At 39.9% G+C, this 16,303-nt stretch carries 10 protein-coding genes and 3 pseudogenes; 10 read left to right on the top strand and 3 right to left on the bottom strand.

Annotation, left to right across the window (positions count from 1 at the left end):
- Window positions 1-26 precede the first annotated feature (26 nt).
- The gene (locus CZ367_RS15595; RefSeq protein ID WP_154669337.1) at window positions 27-173 is read left to right on the top strand and encodes a hypothetical protein; all 147 of its coding nucleotides are present in this window, start codon (window positions 27-29) and stop codon (window positions 171-173) included.
- Between the two features lie 384 nt (window positions 174-557).
- Here CZ367_RS15595 and CZ367_RS16775 read toward each other — a convergent pair.
- A pseudogene (locus tag CZ367_RS16775) lies at window positions 558-1,403 on the bottom strand (hypothetical protein); the annotation flags it as partial.
- 401 nt (window positions 1,404-1,804) lie between these two features.
- Between CZ367_RS16775 and CZ367_RS12360 the strand changes: the two are divergent.
- Complete coding sequence (locus tag CZ367_RS12360; protein WP_144005991.1) at window positions 1,805-3,496, top strand: hypothetical protein; 1,692 nt, start codon at window positions 1,805-1,807, stop codon at window positions 3,494-3,496.
- A gap of 272 nt (window positions 3,497-3,768) precedes the next feature.
- Here the strand turns inward: CZ367_RS12360 and glmM are convergent, their stop codons facing one another.
- Together glmM and CZ367_RS12350 are read right to left on the bottom strand one after the other, a co-directional pair.
- On the bottom strand, window positions 3,769-5,157 hold the full coding sequence (glmM, locus tag CZ367_RS12355) for a phosphoglucosamine mutase (RefSeq protein WP_077197125.1): 1,389 nt from the start codon (window positions 5,155-5,157) through the stop codon (window positions 3,769-3,771).
- Window positions 5,158-5,377: 220 nt separating this feature from the next.
- A complete protein-coding gene (locus CZ367_RS12350; protein WP_077197124.1) occupies window positions 5,378-6,016 on the bottom strand; it encodes a BamK family beta-barrel-assembly machinery protein in 639 nt (212 codons plus the stop codon).
- Window positions 6,017-6,192: 176 nt separating this feature from the next.
- Between CZ367_RS12350 and CZ367_RS12345 the strand changes: the two are divergent.
- The 8 genes and pseudogenes from CZ367_RS12345 to CZ367_RS12315 form a co-directional block, all read left to right on the top strand.
- Window positions 6,193-8,131, top strand: a pseudogene (locus tag CZ367_RS12345) (endonuclease MutS2); the annotation flags it as partial.
- Between the two features lie 80 nt (window positions 8,132-8,211).
- Window positions 8,212-8,841, top strand: a pseudogene (locus CZ367_RS16770) (Smr/MutS family protein); the annotation flags it as partial.
- Window positions 8,842-9,549: 708 nt separating this feature from the next.
- Window positions 9,550-10,506: a signal recognition particle-docking protein FtsY gene (gene ftsY / locus CZ367_RS12340; protein WP_077197122.1), complete on the top strand. Its 957-nt coding sequence runs from the start codon at window positions 9,550-9,552 to the stop codon at window positions 10,504-10,506.
- A gap of 45 nt (window positions 10,507-10,551) precedes the next feature.
- The gene (gene rimO, locus CZ367_RS12335; protein WP_077197121.1) at window positions 10,552-11,847 is read left to right on the top strand and encodes a 30S ribosomal protein S12 methylthiotransferase RimO; all 1,296 of its coding nucleotides are present in this window, start codon (window positions 10,552-10,554) and stop codon (window positions 11,845-11,847) included.
- A 128-nt stretch (window positions 11,848-11,975) separates the two neighbouring features.
- Window positions 11,976-12,263: an HU family DNA-binding protein gene (locus CZ367_RS12330; protein ID WP_077197120.1), complete on the top strand. Its 288-nt coding sequence runs from the start codon at window positions 11,976-11,978 to the stop codon at window positions 12,261-12,263.
- Window positions 12,263-13,765, top strand: coding sequence for an HU family DNA-binding protein (locus CZ367_RS15205; RefSeq protein WP_077197119.1), 1,503 nt, complete (start codon window positions 12,263-12,265; stop codon window positions 13,763-13,765). Before CZ367_RS12330 ends, CZ367_RS15205 begins: the two co-directional genes overlap by 1 nt.
- A gap of 15 nt (window positions 13,766-13,780) precedes the next feature.
- Window positions 13,781-15,154, top strand: coding sequence for an MATE family efflux transporter (locus CZ367_RS15200; RefSeq protein ID WP_077197118.1), 1,374 nt, complete (start codon window positions 13,781-13,783; stop codon window positions 15,152-15,154).
- Complete coding sequence (locus CZ367_RS12315; RefSeq protein WP_077197117.1) at window positions 15,133-16,212, top strand: 4Fe-4S binding protein; 1,080 nt, start codon at window positions 15,133-15,135, stop codon at window positions 16,210-16,212. Before CZ367_RS15200 ends, CZ367_RS12315 begins: the two co-directional genes overlap by 22 nt.
- Window positions 16,213-16,303: the final 91 nt, after the last annotated feature.

Below are 16,303 nucleotides of genomic sequence, written 5' to 3'. Positions count from 1 at the left end.
GATAATATAGCAATACAGAACCATTTATGGCAAGAAATAAAAGAAACATACGAAAAGAAGACAAACAGAAGACATACATCATAAAAATGCCTGTTTACACGACGTCTATCATAGAGGAAGAAAAGGGACTCTTTGGTGCGATGAATTATACTGAATTGGTGGAAATGTATTAAACCCAAATCGGTCGTTAGACTTCTTCGAGATTTGCGAGCTTATTTTGAGCTATTTTTGGTTCTTTTTGAAGACGTTTAGCGAGCTAAACAACTGAAAAAACAAACGAAAAGAGCCAAAATAAGGTGCAAAGACGAAGAAAAGCATAACATCTAAACGCTTTAGGCTGGTTCTATAAATTACCACCGCATATAGTCATTAAATTTTTATGAAATACGTTTTGTTATCTTTTTGCTTCAAAATGTAAGTTCGTTCAGTCGTGTAGCTTGCTACACTCCTTCACTCTCTTGCATTTTGACCTCAAAAATAAGCTCAAAATCTAACAAAGCTAATTTATAGAACCAGCCTTTAAAAAGCCTTTGCGGGCTAATGACCGATTGGGGTTTAAAAATCTTGATATAATACTTTTTGGGTGTGTATAGGTTTAAGACGTATCTCCTTCTTGTCTTAATCCATTTGGCAGGTACGTTGATGAAGTGTAATATGAACTTCTTCAAACGACTGCTTTTCTTTAGAGGTTCTATTTGTTGACACAATTTATCAATGAGAAAAAGGTAGAAGTTCTTCAACATTGCTGTAACGAGCATAAAGACGGTGTTCTGCTCAAGAAAGGAGAAAGGCAGGTGTGCCCAACCAGGAAAGTAACCGTAATCGCCTTTATAAGAATATGTTGCATCGTATTTGTGTGCAGGAATAAACTGGTGGTCAAAGTCTAAATCAACGCTGCTTCCTTCGTGTATTAAGCCAAGATGCTTAACCATCGTCAGAAGAAGTTCTTTTTCAAAGTGCGATTTCTCGCCACGAGCATGTACAAATTTCGCTTTGCTCATTTGCATGCTTCGTCTGGCTTAACGAAATCGTTGGTTTAATTTCTCAGCCTTATTGAACTTATAGGCGTGCTTGGATTTATCACAAGTGTAAACCACATTTGCTTCCTTAAGTTCTTTTAAACCACGACCAACGGTGTCTGCCCCAGGAAGTGTACATTTGGGAGATAATGAAAACTGAGCAACGAGCGTGTTAATATCTTCTAAGCAATCAGCACCGCACAAATAGCTATAAAACAGCGATGAAATAATATCACTATATTGGAATGCCGTGCCTGTACTGCCACGCTGACCAAGCGAGGAGTCAATGACTTGATTGAGTCCAAGTTTGGAAAAAACATCCATTACGTGAAAAATTCCACCAAAAGAGGTTATTTTGTCAGATTTTATTGCTACCTTTGTTATGTCAGTTGGTTTATTGTTTTATATGTTTAGTAGCACTAAGATAAGTGAATTTTCTGACATACGCAAGTATTTGAATACTTTTATGTATCAAGCACTTGCATTTCTTGCAAGCAAAAACGCTGCGGAAATAAGGATTAATAAGAAGTTGATAAAAATACAGAATAGTTACAAAAGGCTTGTTTAAAATTAAATATTTATTAAAAATAATGAACATATTAAGATTAAAATACAATATATTTTTCTGTTATCATAATTTTTTATACTTTTGTGAATAACTAAACCCCATCACCTCTTAGCCCTTTATATCGATTTAGAGGCGTATGTTACGAACATTTTCCCAACCTATTCGGTAAAGATTGTGTTCAAACTCGGGCGATTATACTAACCAAAGTTACATATTTATGAAAAAAGTAACATTTACTATCATTGCTGCGCTCACCTCTATTATGTCTATGGCGCAGAACAGTAACAACCAACATTTGTTTTCTGTACAAAAAACTCAGTCACAACAGAAAAGTCTTCGCATGTTTGCTAAGGCAGCACAGAGTAAATTACCTATTATCTCTGATGTAATCATTAGGGATAAACCAGAAGGCGAGGCGATAGAAAACCTCCAACGGAAGGCTTTCTGTACAGTACCTGGTGGGACTACAGGAATAGATTATGTTCCACAAACTTGTGCAGTAGGTAATTTTCTGAAAGGAAAGGACGGTAATTTATACATTTATGACGCATTGGGCAAGTGTTATACTTTCTCTTACCTTAAATTAGAGCCACTTGGAGGCAACTCTTACGTCCTTCATACACCACAGGCTATTGATACTGATTATGATTCAGAAGGAAAAACAATCAATCTTTATGCTACACGTCTTAAATTAGAAAAGACTCCAGACGGACTTAACTATATTCCTGAAATGACAGTAGACGGAAAATTTGTAGGCGATGTAAAGTTTGAACTACAAGACAATACGCTCACACAAGTAAGCGATGGGAAAGATGCAGAAACGGAATTGCCCAATACGATTATTGCACTGACCACTGCCGAAGGAGAATGGAGAGGATTTTGCACTACCGATATTGTTATCAAACCTTTCAAAGAAACAGCAACGGAACTTCCTGAAGGACTGGAAACATCAACTTATGTACTCAATTTCCTCAATCTTAAAAGTGAAAAAGAGAATATTATAGCCCAAGTTGCTATAGACGGAAACGATTTCTATTTAAAAAATCCGTTTGTTTTTGATGATGAAAATGCTCCAGATATGTGGATTAAAGGCACAAAAGAAAATTCGAAAGTTGTATTTAAACCTCAATATATTGGTTTGAACAAAGATGAACATAATTACGTTTTCATGAAACCAGCTATTTATGACTATCAAACAACAGACGACGGGCAGAAGAAAATGACAGTGTCAAATGCTGATAATTTGACTTTCGATTTAGATGCTACCACAGGAAAACTTACTTGTAATGAAAAGGGATTAATGCTTATTAATGAAGGTTTGGAGGAACTTAATGTTTGGGCTGCCTATGCCGACCCTAATCTTACAATTTTCGTTGATAAACCTTTTACACCTGCCAATCCAGCAGATATAAAATTAGAAGAATATAGCGAAGAAGACGGACAACCAGTGGTATTTAGCATCAAAGCACAAGATGTGAATGGCGAATTTATTTTGCCAGAGCATCTTTATTATAATGTTTATTTCGATTCAGACAAGGCACCTTATACTTTTGACACAGAAACTTATTCCCAATTAGATGATGATTTGACAGATATTCCTGTTAGTTATTATGATGGCGATTACTTCTTCTTGAAAGGAAACTTGCGTATGTTCTATGCATACGTCAAAGATTTTAAGCGTGTCGGCATTCAAATGATATATAAAGGGGGTGGCGAAACAAAACGTTCTGAAATAGTATGGTGTGATAATGCTACTGGTATTACTGATTGCACTGCCGATTCAAAAGTAAAGATTGAATATTATGACCTTTGCGGTAGACGTTTATTGCAACCTACAAAGGGAATTTGTATCAGCCGCATTACCTATTCAAACGGAGAACAGAAGACCATTAAGCGCATCATGCGTTAAGTTTGTTATAAGATTTAAGGATTAAACAATGTTGAAAGAGTTCGGAGCAATACCGAACTCTTTCTTTTTCATTTTGCTTTTATAGCTTATCGTCCCCATTATATGACCATTTCAGTAATTATTTGTAAGCATCCAATATTAGCCGCCTTTGTGTAACATTCTTGCTTACCCTATAAACCCTATTTTTGAGGTATCAGACACAAAAAACGAGCAACCTTTGCATTAAAGATTGCTCGTTTTATATTTCAAAGTTATTTTCTAATGTACGTAACTTACATACTATAAACAACGTCCATCAGCTTTTTGCCTAATGCGTCAGCCTCTTCCATTGTGCTTGCTTCGCTATATACACGAATAATAGGTTCGGTGTTCGACTTGCGGAGATGTACCCAAGCCTTAGGGAAGTCGAGCTTAACACCGTCAATATCGGTAACTTGAACATCTTTTTCGTTGCCATAAAGTTCCTTCACCTTTACAAGAATAGCATCTACATCGGTATCAGCAGTAAGGTCGATACGGTTTTTGGCAATGAAATACTCAGGATATGTGCGACGCAATTCGCTTGCCTTTAAGCCCTTTTGAGCCAATGAACTGAGGAAAAGCACAATACCTACCAATGAGTCGCGACCATAATGGCTTTCAGGATAGATAACTCCGCCATTGCCTTCGCCACCAATTACTGCGCCTACCTCTTTCATCTTTGTGGTAACATTAACCTCGCCTACAGCTGAAGCATAATACTTACCACCGTGCTTTTCGGTAACATCACGAAGGGCACGTGTAGACGAAAGATTGCTAACGGTATTGCCCTTGACGTGGTCGAGAATGTAGTCGGCTACAGAAACAAGGGTGTATTCTTCGCCAAACATCACTCCGTCTTCCTGAATAAATGCTAAACGATCGACATCGGGGTCGACAACGATACCCAAATCATAATCGCCCTTCTTCATTTCGTCCATTATACCACCGAGATTTTTCTCTATTGGCTCTGGATTATGTGCAAAATCGCCTGTGGCATCACCATACAATATTTTATATTCCACGCCAATTTGGTCTAACAACTTAGGAAGAATAATGCCGCCAACCGAGTTTACAGCATCTACGCATACACGGAATTTGCGATTACGGATAGCTTCAAGGTCTGCCAATTGTAGAGCCTTTACAGCATCAATGTGTTTTTGGTCGAACGAGTTGTCCTCTGTATAAGTTCCCAATCCATCTACATCAGCATAGTGAAAGTCTTCACGCTCAGCAATATCGAGTACTGCTGCTCCATCTTCTGCAGTGAGAAATTCGCCCTTGCTATTCAATAGTTTTAGGGCGTTCCACTGACGTGGGTTGTGCGAAGCTGTGATAATGATACCTCCATCAGCCTTTGCCATTTGTACAGCAAGTTCGGTTGTAGGAGTGGTAGCTAAGCCTATGTTCACCACATCTGCACCGATGCCCATCAATGTGCCACACACTACGTTCTTTACCATTTCGCCTGAAATGCGTGCATCGCGTCCTACAACTATTTTTAGTTTCTTTTCTGGGTGCTGACTTTGAATGTAAGTAGCATACGCAGAAGTAAATTTTACAATGTCAAGTGGGTTTAAGGTGTCGCCCGTTTGTCCGCCTATTGTGCCTCTGATTCCAGAGATTGACTTAATTAGTGTCATTTCTATATATCTTTTTAATTGAATAAAAAATCTTTTGAATTTGTGACTATTTTATTAGCTCCCTATCTTAATTCTATTTTCAGGCTGGTTCTATAAATTAGCTTTGTTAGATTTTGAGCTTATTTTTGAACCAAAAACGGAGCCAAAAGATAACAAAACGTATTTCATAAAAATTTAATGACTATATGCGGTGGTAATTTATAGAACCAGCCTTCAGCCTTTATATACCTCGCTGATAGGTAATTTCGTAAAAGCAAGGAGTTACCCTATTCTTTGAGTTTTCGCTACCTTTACTTGATGGAACGATGAGGCGAACCTTAGCAATTTTTTCGGTTGCAGTTTTAGGACGTCCAATGTTGATGTAACGCAATGGGGCTAACCAACCTTCAGGTACAATGGTACTTTGGTTAGCTTTGAACATTACACTTGACCCTTGGTCGAACGATGCAGTGAAAGTTCCGCTCGTATTGGTTACCATCATTTTGTCTACCATTCCACTCCAATACAAAGCATTGTTGGTCAACTGCAATGAATCGGTTAGCAAATTGCGTTCGTCAAAACGGCAAAGCACTGTGGCTGTTTCGCCTTTTTTTATCTTTTTACCCACACCAAGGTCTACTATCTGCATATAAACTCCAGAGTTTGCAAGCAGAACATACTCGTTTTTGCTGACATTGGTAGTATGGTTTTGAGCGTTAAATTGCTCTTCGCTGATAACCTTAATGCCTTCTTTTACAACATAAGCATTGATAGCGTTGCGCTCACGATCCAACTGGTCAGCGTAAGTATCTTTCTTATCACACGACACCATCAATACGATAGCTGCCAATAGTACGAATAACAAACTTGTTTTCTTCATTTCTTCTTTTACCTTTATATATATAGATGCAAAGTTAAGAAAAAGAATAGAGAATGTGAAAATGGAAGTAAGAAAATATATTAAATCTTTATTTATCAATCGTTAGACACATTATAAATCATCATTTTTCCAAAGAAATGTTGTAACTTTGCGTGCTAATTCTACACAGCACAGACATGATATATCCCAATAATTTTGAACAAAAGATAGGTTTTAACGAGGTGCGCAACCTTCTGAAACACCATTGCTTGTCTACACTTGGCAAAGAGGAGGTAGACAAGATGGAGTTTTCTACCAATACGGAGGAAATAAACCAATGGTTGAAGGAGTTGAGAGAGTTTCGCCAAATACAGGAAGGAACAGAGGATTTTCCGCTCGACAACGTTTTTGATGTACGTGAAAGTGTGGCACGACTACGCTTGCAAGGCACACATATCGAGGTGGAAGAATTATTCGACTTGAAACGCTCGTTAGAAACAATCATTGCTGTGGTGCGTTTTCTTAGCGTTGGAGAAGAACAAGAAGACGGAAGTGTAAATCATTATTATCCAGCTTTATATGTCTTGGCTGATGGTGTGGCAACCTTCCCTGTTTTGGTGCAACGCATTAGTCAGATTATTGATAAGTTTGGGAAGATGCGCGACACGGCTTCGCCCGAGCTTTTACAAATTCGCAGAGAGCTGGCAAAGGTGGAAGGAAGCATATCGCGAACGCTGTATAGTATTCTTCGCTTGGCACAAAGTGAAGGTGTGGTAGATCGTGATGTAACACCTGCCATTCGTGACGGCCGTCTTGTAATTCCTGTTGCACCAGGTTTGAAACGCAAAATCCCTGGAATTGTTCACGATGAGAGCGCAACAGGTCGCACTGTCTTTATTGAGCCAACACAAGTAGTAGAGGCTAACAACCGCATACGTGAATTGGAAAACGAGGAACGTAGAGAGATTATTCGTATTCTCACCGAGTTTGCAAAGCAGGTGCGCCCTCACGTAGCCCCTATATTGGATTCGTATCATTTCTTGGCTCGTATTGAATTTATCCGTGCCAAAGCCCAAATGGCTCGTGAGTTTAAGGCTTTCGAACCCGAAGTTGAGGCTGAACCTGTGGTAGACTGGATTAGAGCAATTCACCCTTTGTTGCAACGATCGTTAGAGCGTAAAGCCTTGATAACAAAGCCAGAAGATGGAGCAGAAGAGAAACCGGCAAGTGTAGTTCCTCTCAATATTCAGCTCACCCACGATAAGCACCTCTTAATAATTTCAGGTCCTAATGCTGGTGGTAAGTCGGTGTGTCTGAAGACAGTCGGATTGCTTCAGTATATGTTACAATGTGGTCTTTCTATCCCCATAGGCGACCGCTCAAAGGCTGGAACATTCCACGATGTGATGATTGATATCGGTGACGAACAAAGTATTGAGAATGACCTTAGTACTTATTCGTCACACTTGATGAATATGAAGAATATGATGCGCCAAGCCAACAATCACACATTAATTCTTATTGATGAGTTTGGAACAGGTACAGAACCACAGATTGGCGGCGCAATAGCCGAGTCGGTATTGAAACAGTTTTGGAAAAAGAAAGCGTGGGCTGTCATTACGACCCACTATCAGAATCTGAAACACTTTGCAGAAGACCATAACGGTGTGGTAAATGGTGCAATGTTGTACGATAGACACGAGATGCGCCCACTTTTCCAATTGGCTATTGGCCGTCCTGGTAGTTCGTTTGCAATCGAGATAGCACGCAAGACAGGTATTCCAGAAGAGGTGATACGTGATGCGGCTGAGATTGTTGGGTCGGACTATATACAGAGCGACAAGTACTTACAAGATATTGTTAGAGATAAACGTTATTGGGAGGGTAAGCGTCAAACCATTCATAGTCACGAGAAAGAATTGGAACGCACCATTGCCAAATACGAAGACGAAATAACTAAACTGAAAGAGAGCAGAAAGGAAATTATAAGCAAGGCAAAAGTTCAAGCAGAGGAGATGATACGTGAGAGCAACAAACGTATCGAAAACGTTATTCGTGAAATTCGTGAACAACAAGCTGAACGTGAAGCAACAAAGCGTTTGCGCCAAGAATTGGCTGAATACGAGGAAAGTTTGATGGCATCTGATGGCGAAGTACCTTCGTCTTCTGATAGAAGCAAAAGGGGGAAACGCCCTGCCAATAAGCAAGATATGCGTAAGCATGGATTGCTGAACGATGAAGAATTGCAACAGAAAATAGACAAGATAAAAAATCGCAAAGAGCGTCACGAACAACACAAGAAGGAAAAGACAGAGCGCAAACAAGCTGAAGCAGAACAATTGCGTGCGGCTGCACAACAACGTAAGGACAACGAAGCAATGCACGTTGGTGATGCGGTACGTATCAAAGGGCTTACCACAGTGGGGCGTATAGAGGCATTAGACGGCAAACAAGCTACGGTTATTTTTGGCGGAATGCGTTCCAAGATGCAAGTTTCGCGCCTTGAACACGCTGATAGTCAGTCGGTGGAGAATACTCAAAAGCAATTTCAGGCTTATAATTACAGTCGGTCAACACGTGAGACAATAGACCAACACCGCAACCAATTCAAACAAGAGATTGACGTGAGGGGTATGCGCACGGACGAAGCACTGAATCAAGTACAATATTTCATTGATGATGCCATTCTTGTGGGAGTGTCTCAGGTACGTATTCTGCACGGAAAAGGCAATGGCATACTTCGAACTATGATACGTCAGTTTCTGCAAAGTATCCCTAATGTAAAGTCAGCTCGTGACGAACACGTGCAGTTTGGCGGGGCTGGCATTACCGTTGTGGAACTTTAAGCCCAAAACGGTCATTAGCCCGCAAATCTCGAAGAAGTCTAACGACCGATTTGGGTTAAATAGAGACGTGCATAAGGAGTAGACCTTATTATATATAAGGCAGAGGAACAAAAAATGAGCAACAGAAGAATAGACCAATCCTAAAAAAGGAATAATCGTTAAAAACTCACTATGTAACATATTGATTATAAGCAATTTACAAACACGCTGCAAAACATATATGTTTCACCACCCAAAACATATATGTTTTACCCTCCCAAAGTTCAACTTTGACAACCTCAAACATATATGTTTTGCAACTAAAAGATAGATGTATGATTTTGTATTCACGATGTGTTCGCAAATAGAACAATAGTGTTTAGTGCTCAAAATGTGTGATTAGCGTGTATTTTTTCATACGTTTAGATGTCCAAAAAGATAATAATCCCAAAACAAAACAAAAAGACATCTCATAGGTTTTGTAAATAAATGAACAAGCACCTCTCAACTGGTCTAATGACCGTTTTGGGTTAAATAAGCAAAAAACAACATAACTTATCGTTGCAATAATGAATGTAACCCCTAAATTCTTTGTTGTTTATTAATTTTATGTTAACTTTGCACTAAATAAAAGCAACGTGTTGTAAAATGTAAATACGCTTCTTATTGCGTTTTGCACTTAACAATGCGATGCACCATATAATATCTTCGCATACAAATTAGCTAATTATGGGATTTTTCGGATTATTCAATAAGAACAAGAAAGAAGTTCTTGACAAGGGTTTAGAGACTACCAAGCAGAGTGTATTTTCTAAATTGGCAAGAGCTGTAGCAGGTAAGTCAAAGGTTGATGACGAAGTGTTGGACAACCTTGAAGAAATCCTCATCACATCAGATGTAGGAGTAGACACAACTGTGAAGATTATTCAGCGCATCGAAGAACGCATTGCACGTGACAAGTATGTATCTACATCCGAACTCAATGCAGTGTTGCGTGAAGAAATAGCACGTTTATTGACCGAAAATAATACCGAGAATGCCGAGGATTGGGACTTCCCGACCGACCACAAACCTTACGTTATACTCATTGTAGGTGTAAACGGCGTGGGCAAAACTACTACTATCGGCAAATTAGCTTACCAATTCAAGAAAGCAGGAAAGAAGGTTTACCTTGGTGCGGCTGATACGTTCCGTGCGGCTGCTGTGGAGCAGATATGTATTTGGGGTGAACGTGTGGGGGTACCCGTTATCAAGCAACAAATGGGTAGCGACCCTGCCAGCGTGGCTTTTGACACCATTCAGAGCGCCAAAGCAAATGGAGCTGATGTGGTGATAATTGATACTGCAGGACGTTTGCACAACAAGGTGGGATTGATGAACGAGCTGAAAAAGATTAAGGAAGTAATGAAGAAAGTAATGCCTGAAGCACCAGACGAAGTGATGTTGGTGCTTGATGGTAGTACGGGACAGAATGCTTTTGAACAGGCTAAACAATTTGCTTCGGTTACACAGATTACATCGTTGGCTATCACAAAGTTGGACGGAACGGCTAAAGGAGGAGTTGTAATAGGTATCAGTGACCAATTGAAAGTGCCTGTGAAGTATATCGGCTTGGGCGAAGGTATGGAAGACTTGCAGTTATTCAACAAAGAACAATTTGTAGATAGCTTGTTTAAAAAGGATTAATAAGGATAACACCACACCCTAATTGATGGTGTGGACAAAGAGTGAATGAAGAAAAATCAGATAGATATAATCACAATGGGTTGCTCCAAAAATCTTGTCGATTCGGAGCTATTGATGAAGCAGTTTGAAACCAATGGTTACGATTGTGTACACGATGCCAAGCGACCACAAGGCGAAATAGCTGTCATTAATACTTGTGGTTTCATAGAAACGGCAAAGGAAGAGAGCATAAACACTATTCTCGAATTTGTAAATAGAAAGAATAACGGACAGCTCAGCCGCCTCTACGTAATGGGTTGTCTGTCTCAAAGATATAAGGACGAGCTGGAAAATGAAATTCCTGAGGTGGATAAGTTTTATGGGAAGTTCAATTTCAAACAATTGCTTACCGATTTAGGAAAGGCTGAAGTGCCATCGTGTGATGGTCGCCGCCGTCTTACTACACCTCGTCACTATGCTTATATAAAGATTGCTGAAGGCTGCGATCGTCATTGCGCATATTGTGCCATACCGCTTATTACGGGCAAACATCAGTCGCGAAAGATGGACGATGTGCTCAATGAAGTGAGAGAATTGGCTGCTAATGGGGTGAAAGAGTTTCAGGTGATAGAACAGGAGTTGACCTATTACGGGGTTGACCTTGATGGCAAACACCACATCACCGAACTTATTGAACGAATGGCAGACATTCCTAAAGTGGAATGGATACGCTTGCACTACGCTTATCCTAACCAGTTTCCAATGGACTTGTTGGACGTTATTCGTGAAAAGCCACAAGTTTGCAAATACTTAGATGTGGCTTTGCAGCACGTTTCCGACAATATGCTCACACGTATGCGTCGACACGTTACGAAGAAGGAGACGATGGAATTTATCCGACAGATACGTGAACGAGTCCCAGGATTGCATCTCCGCACTACCCTCCTTGTGGGTTTCCCAGGAGAGACCGATGAGGATTTTGAAGAGTTAATGGAGTTTGTACGTTGGGCAAGGTTCGAGCGTATGGGGGCATTTGCTTATTCGCACGAGGAAGGAACATACGCTTACAAGCATTACGAGGACGATGTTCCAGAAGCAGTAAAGCAAAAACGATTAGACAGACTTATGGCTTTGCAGCAAGAAATATCTACCGAGATAGAAGCAGAGAAGGTGGGACAAACGCTAAAGGTTATCATTGACCGCAAAGAGGGCGACTATTACATAGGAAGAAGCGAATTTTGCTCGCCCGATGTTGACCCAGAAGTTTTGATAAAAGCCGAAAAACGTCTTCGTGTAGGCAATTTCTATCAGGTGCATATTACCGATTCTGATGAGTTCGACCTCTATGGTGAGGTGGTATAAAAGCACGCCTTGACTTTACTTCTCTATACTTAGAGTAAATATATAATATACTTAGTATATCCCTTTGTTATCCAATAATTTACATTCGGTGTAGCATTGGACTTAGAAAACATAAATTTTAGCACAATATGAACAATAAAGAATTCATAGCAGCATTGGCTAATAAGACTGGATTTTCGCAAGAGAATACACAGAAATACGTGAAGACAGTTATTGCCGCAATGGGCGATAGCTTCGAAGATGGCAATCCTGTTCAGGTAAACGGCTTTGGCACATTCGAAGTAAAGAAACGGTTGGAGCGTGTGATGGTCAATCCTGGAACGGGACAGCGTATGCTTGTTCCGCCCAAGTTGGTGCTAAATTTTCGTCCTACAGCATCTATTAAAGAACAATTGAAGAAAGGAGGGGTTGAATAATGGCTAAAACATCATTACAACTCATCAGCGATTTGCTTGTAAAAAAGCACAAACTTTCGGCAAAAGATGCTGAACTCTTTGCTAATGCAGTTTTTGATATTGTAAACGAAGGATTGAAGGCTGACAAGCAAGTGAAGATTAAAGGCTTGGGAACGTTCAAAATTCAAGCTGTAAAACCTCGTGAAAGCATCAATGTCAACACGGGCGAACGTGTGGTAATAGAGGGTCACGAAAAGGTGAGCTTTACACCCGATGCATATATGAAAGAGCTTGTAAATAAGCCATTCTCACAGTTTGAAACTGTTGTTTTACAAGATGGAGTGGATTTTGAAGACATTGATTTCAAGACAACAGAAGAAGAAACAGCTGAAGAGATTCTAACCGAAACTTCTGAAAAGGTTGAGGAAAAGGCTGAAAAGGTTGAAGAACAAGCTCAAAACTTAACAACAAAAGACATAAAAGTTGAAGAAACGCTCGCTGAAGAAATTGTTGAAAGCAATGAAAGATTTGGTGCAAAGACAGAAGAAGTAGATAAAACAGAAATTCAAAAAGAAGCGGAGACATCTGAAAAAGTAGTAGCAGTTGAACCATTAATTAGTTCGAATGAGGCAAAACAAGAAGTAACTGACACTAAAGATGGAACAGTTGATACGCAAGAAAAGATAATTGAAGCGAAAGAAGAGCCAACTGAAGTCAAAGAAGAGGTAGCTGAAACAAAGGAAGAAATAATTGAAGGCGAGAAAGAGGTTGTTCTACAGCAGATAGAAGAACCAACCCAACCACTTGTACAGCCTATTATGCCTACCCCAACAATGGAGAAAGCGACAGAAGAGGTTGTGCAAAAAGAAGAGAAACCTATCGCTCCTATTCATATTCAGCCCACTCCAAATGAGCCAACTCCAGATGAAGAACCTGCAAAGATTGTTGAAATAGAAACCAAATCTGCAGAAACTGCTGTAGAAGAGCCTGCTAAAGTTTCTCCTTCGGTTAATACTTCAAGTATAGAAGAGCCCAAGAAGAAGCAAAATTGGTGGTGGCTTTTAATAGCTATGTTCATCATTTTATGCGTATTTGGTGCATATAAGTTTGGAAAAGATTGCGCAATAAGAGACAATAAGCGCGATGACCTCAAGGTAAAGGTGGAACAAGAGGCAGTAAAGCCACATAAGAAAGAAGGTAATACAGCAATAGTACAAGCTGAAAAGCCTACCCAAAAACCAATAAAAGAGAAGGTAGAAGATGCTACTCCATCGGTAGAAAACAATGAGTTTAAGAAACTTAGCAACAATCCCAAGATACGTTACGGAGCTTACGACATCATTGGTGTAGAAAAGATTGTGGTACTCAAGAAAGGCGAAACAATGGAGTCGTATAGTAGAAAAGCCCTCGGACCAGATATGGTGGGCTATTTCCAAGTACTCAATGGAGTAAATAAGATGAGTGCTGGCGACACTATGAAAGTGCCAAAAGTGGAGCTACGGCCACAATATCGTAGCAAATAAAAAAAGATTGTATTAATGGAATTTAATCTCAAAATTTACAAAACACATTACAAAGCATTAACCCAATTGGGGGTTCCCATCATCATTGGACAGATCGGGACTATTATTTTAAATTTTGCCGATACATTGATGATTGGCCGCCACAGCACCACCGAGCTGGGTGCAGCAGCCTTTGTCAACAATATGTTTGTACTCGTGCTTATCTTTGCGATGGGCTTCTCGTATGGCTTAACTCCTGTCGTGGGTGCGTTGTATGGTAGAGAAGAAAATTTAAAGATAGGCGGAATGCTCAAGAACTCACTGATAGCTAATACGCTATTGGCAGTGCTTTTGGCCATTATAATGGTAGTGTTGTATCTTAATCTTGGTAATTTAGGACAACCAGAGGAGCTACTTCCACTGATGCGGCCTTACTTCTTGGTCAACCTCATATCATTACCTTTCGTTACGTGGTTCAATACTTTTAAGCAGTTTTCTGATGGTATTACCGACACAAAGACAGCTATGTGGATACTCATAGTGGGCAATTTGCTTAACATCGTTGGAAATTATATTCTTATCTATGGTAAGTTCGGCTTCCCCGAACTCGGACTTTTAGGCGCAGGGCTTTCTACTATGTTTTCTCGCATTGTGATGTCTATCGCCTTTGTAGTTATCTTTTTTGCTGTCAAACGTTTTCATATTTACAAGCAAGGTTTCAAGTCCGAGCCTGTTAGCAAGAAAGATATAAACCACCTATGCAAAATTGGCTTCCCTCTAAGTATGCAGATGGGATTAGAAACAGCAGGCTTTAGTCTTACCTCAGTTATGGTAGGATGGATTGGAACACAAGCCCTTGCTGCCCATCAGGTAATGCTTACTATCTCTCAATTCTTTTATATGGTCTATTATGGAATGGCTTCTGCGGTTGCTGTACGTGTAAGTTATTTCACAGGACAACAAGATTTTAAGGCTGTTAAACTGTCCACTTCCGCAGGATTTCACCTTATATTATTAATTGCCACTGCAGTTTCTGTGCCTGTAATAATATTCCGCAACCAACTTGGAGCAGTATTTACCGACAATGAAGCTGTATGGGTAATGGTGGGACAAGTTATCATTCCAATGATTATTTATCAGTTTGGCGATGGAATGCAATGCGCATACGGCAACGCATTGCGTGGTCTTTCGTATGTTAAACCATTGATGTACACCGCCTTCATTGCTTATTTTGTTGTTAGTTTACCGCTTAGTTATCTCTTTGGCATTTACTTTGAAATGGGACTTTTGGGTATTTGGTCAGCTTTCCCATTTGGTCTTACCACTGCGGGATTAATGTATTATTATTATTTTAGGAAGCGATTAAACGAAGTATCACACACACAAAGATGCAAAAAACAAAGCAAATAATCTTTCTCGCAATATGTTTCGCCATTGTAACAATCATCGCTGCACAGCGTGATAGCCGCATCTGGGGGCATAACCTTGCAGAATTGACCACTGAGAAGCCTGTCTCTAAAACAATAGACACGCTTCGCACAGAGGCTGATGGCACAATGGTTGTCAACACAACATCGCTTGGCAAGAATATTGAGGGCTATGGTGGCATAGTACCATTAGAAATTTATATCAAGAATAACAAGGTAATTAAGGTAACAGCATTGCCAAATTCAGAGACTCCCGACTTCTTTAACGAAGCCAAGACCTTACTCACACAATGGAACGGGAAGACCATTAATGTTGCACAGAATATGAATGTAGACGCAGTAAGTGGTGCAACCTATTCTTCCAAAGCCATAATAAGAAATGTAAAACGCGGTTTAGAATTTGCAGCACAGAGAACTCAGACCCCTTCAGCACAAGAAAAAGCAGACCTAAGTACAAAGGACACTATCGGACTCATCATTGTATTGATGGCAGCCGTCATTCCTTTATTCTATAAAAATAAATATTATCGCCTTTTACAGCAAGTTTTAAATGTTGCAGTACTTGGTTTTTGGGGTGGCATATTCTTGTCTTGGGGTGTGTTTGTAAAATATATGTCGAACGGTATCGACCTTTGGGCATCGCTCATCCCGCTCATTATGCTTGCCACAGCCTTTATCTATCCCCTCTTTGGAAAGAAGCAATACTACTGCATACACGTATGCCCTTGTGGTTCGATGCAAGACTTATTGGGCAAAACGAACAAGCGAAAATGGAAAATGAGTAGCACGATAAGCAAGCGGCTCAACTTCTTCCGCCAAATATTATTCTACGTTTTAATGCTCTTAGCAGCCATAGGTGTATGCACAGAATGGATGGATTACGAAGTCTTTTCAGCATTTATCTTCTACTCAGCATCGGTAGCTGTTCTTCTTATCGGTGCAGTTACGCTCATTCTTTCGTTGTTTATTCCTCGTCCTTATTGCCGTTTTGTTTGCCCAACAGGTTCGTTGTTCAAACTCGCCGAAGGCAAATGGAAATAACATAAGATTTACTTTTAAACTTAAAAATATCACTCCACTCCCAAATAAACTACCATTTGGGAGTTTTTTTCGTTTCGTTTCTCACATCTTT

The sequence above is a fragment of the Prevotella ihumii genome (assembly GCF_900155655.1).
In the GTDB taxonomy this organism is placed as follows: Bacteria; Bacteroidota; Bacteroidia; order Bacteroidales; family Bacteroidaceae; genus Prevotella; species Prevotella ihumii.
The sequence above is the reverse complement of the archived record's forward strand: the minus strand, read 5'-3'. Positions and strand labels throughout refer to the sequence as shown.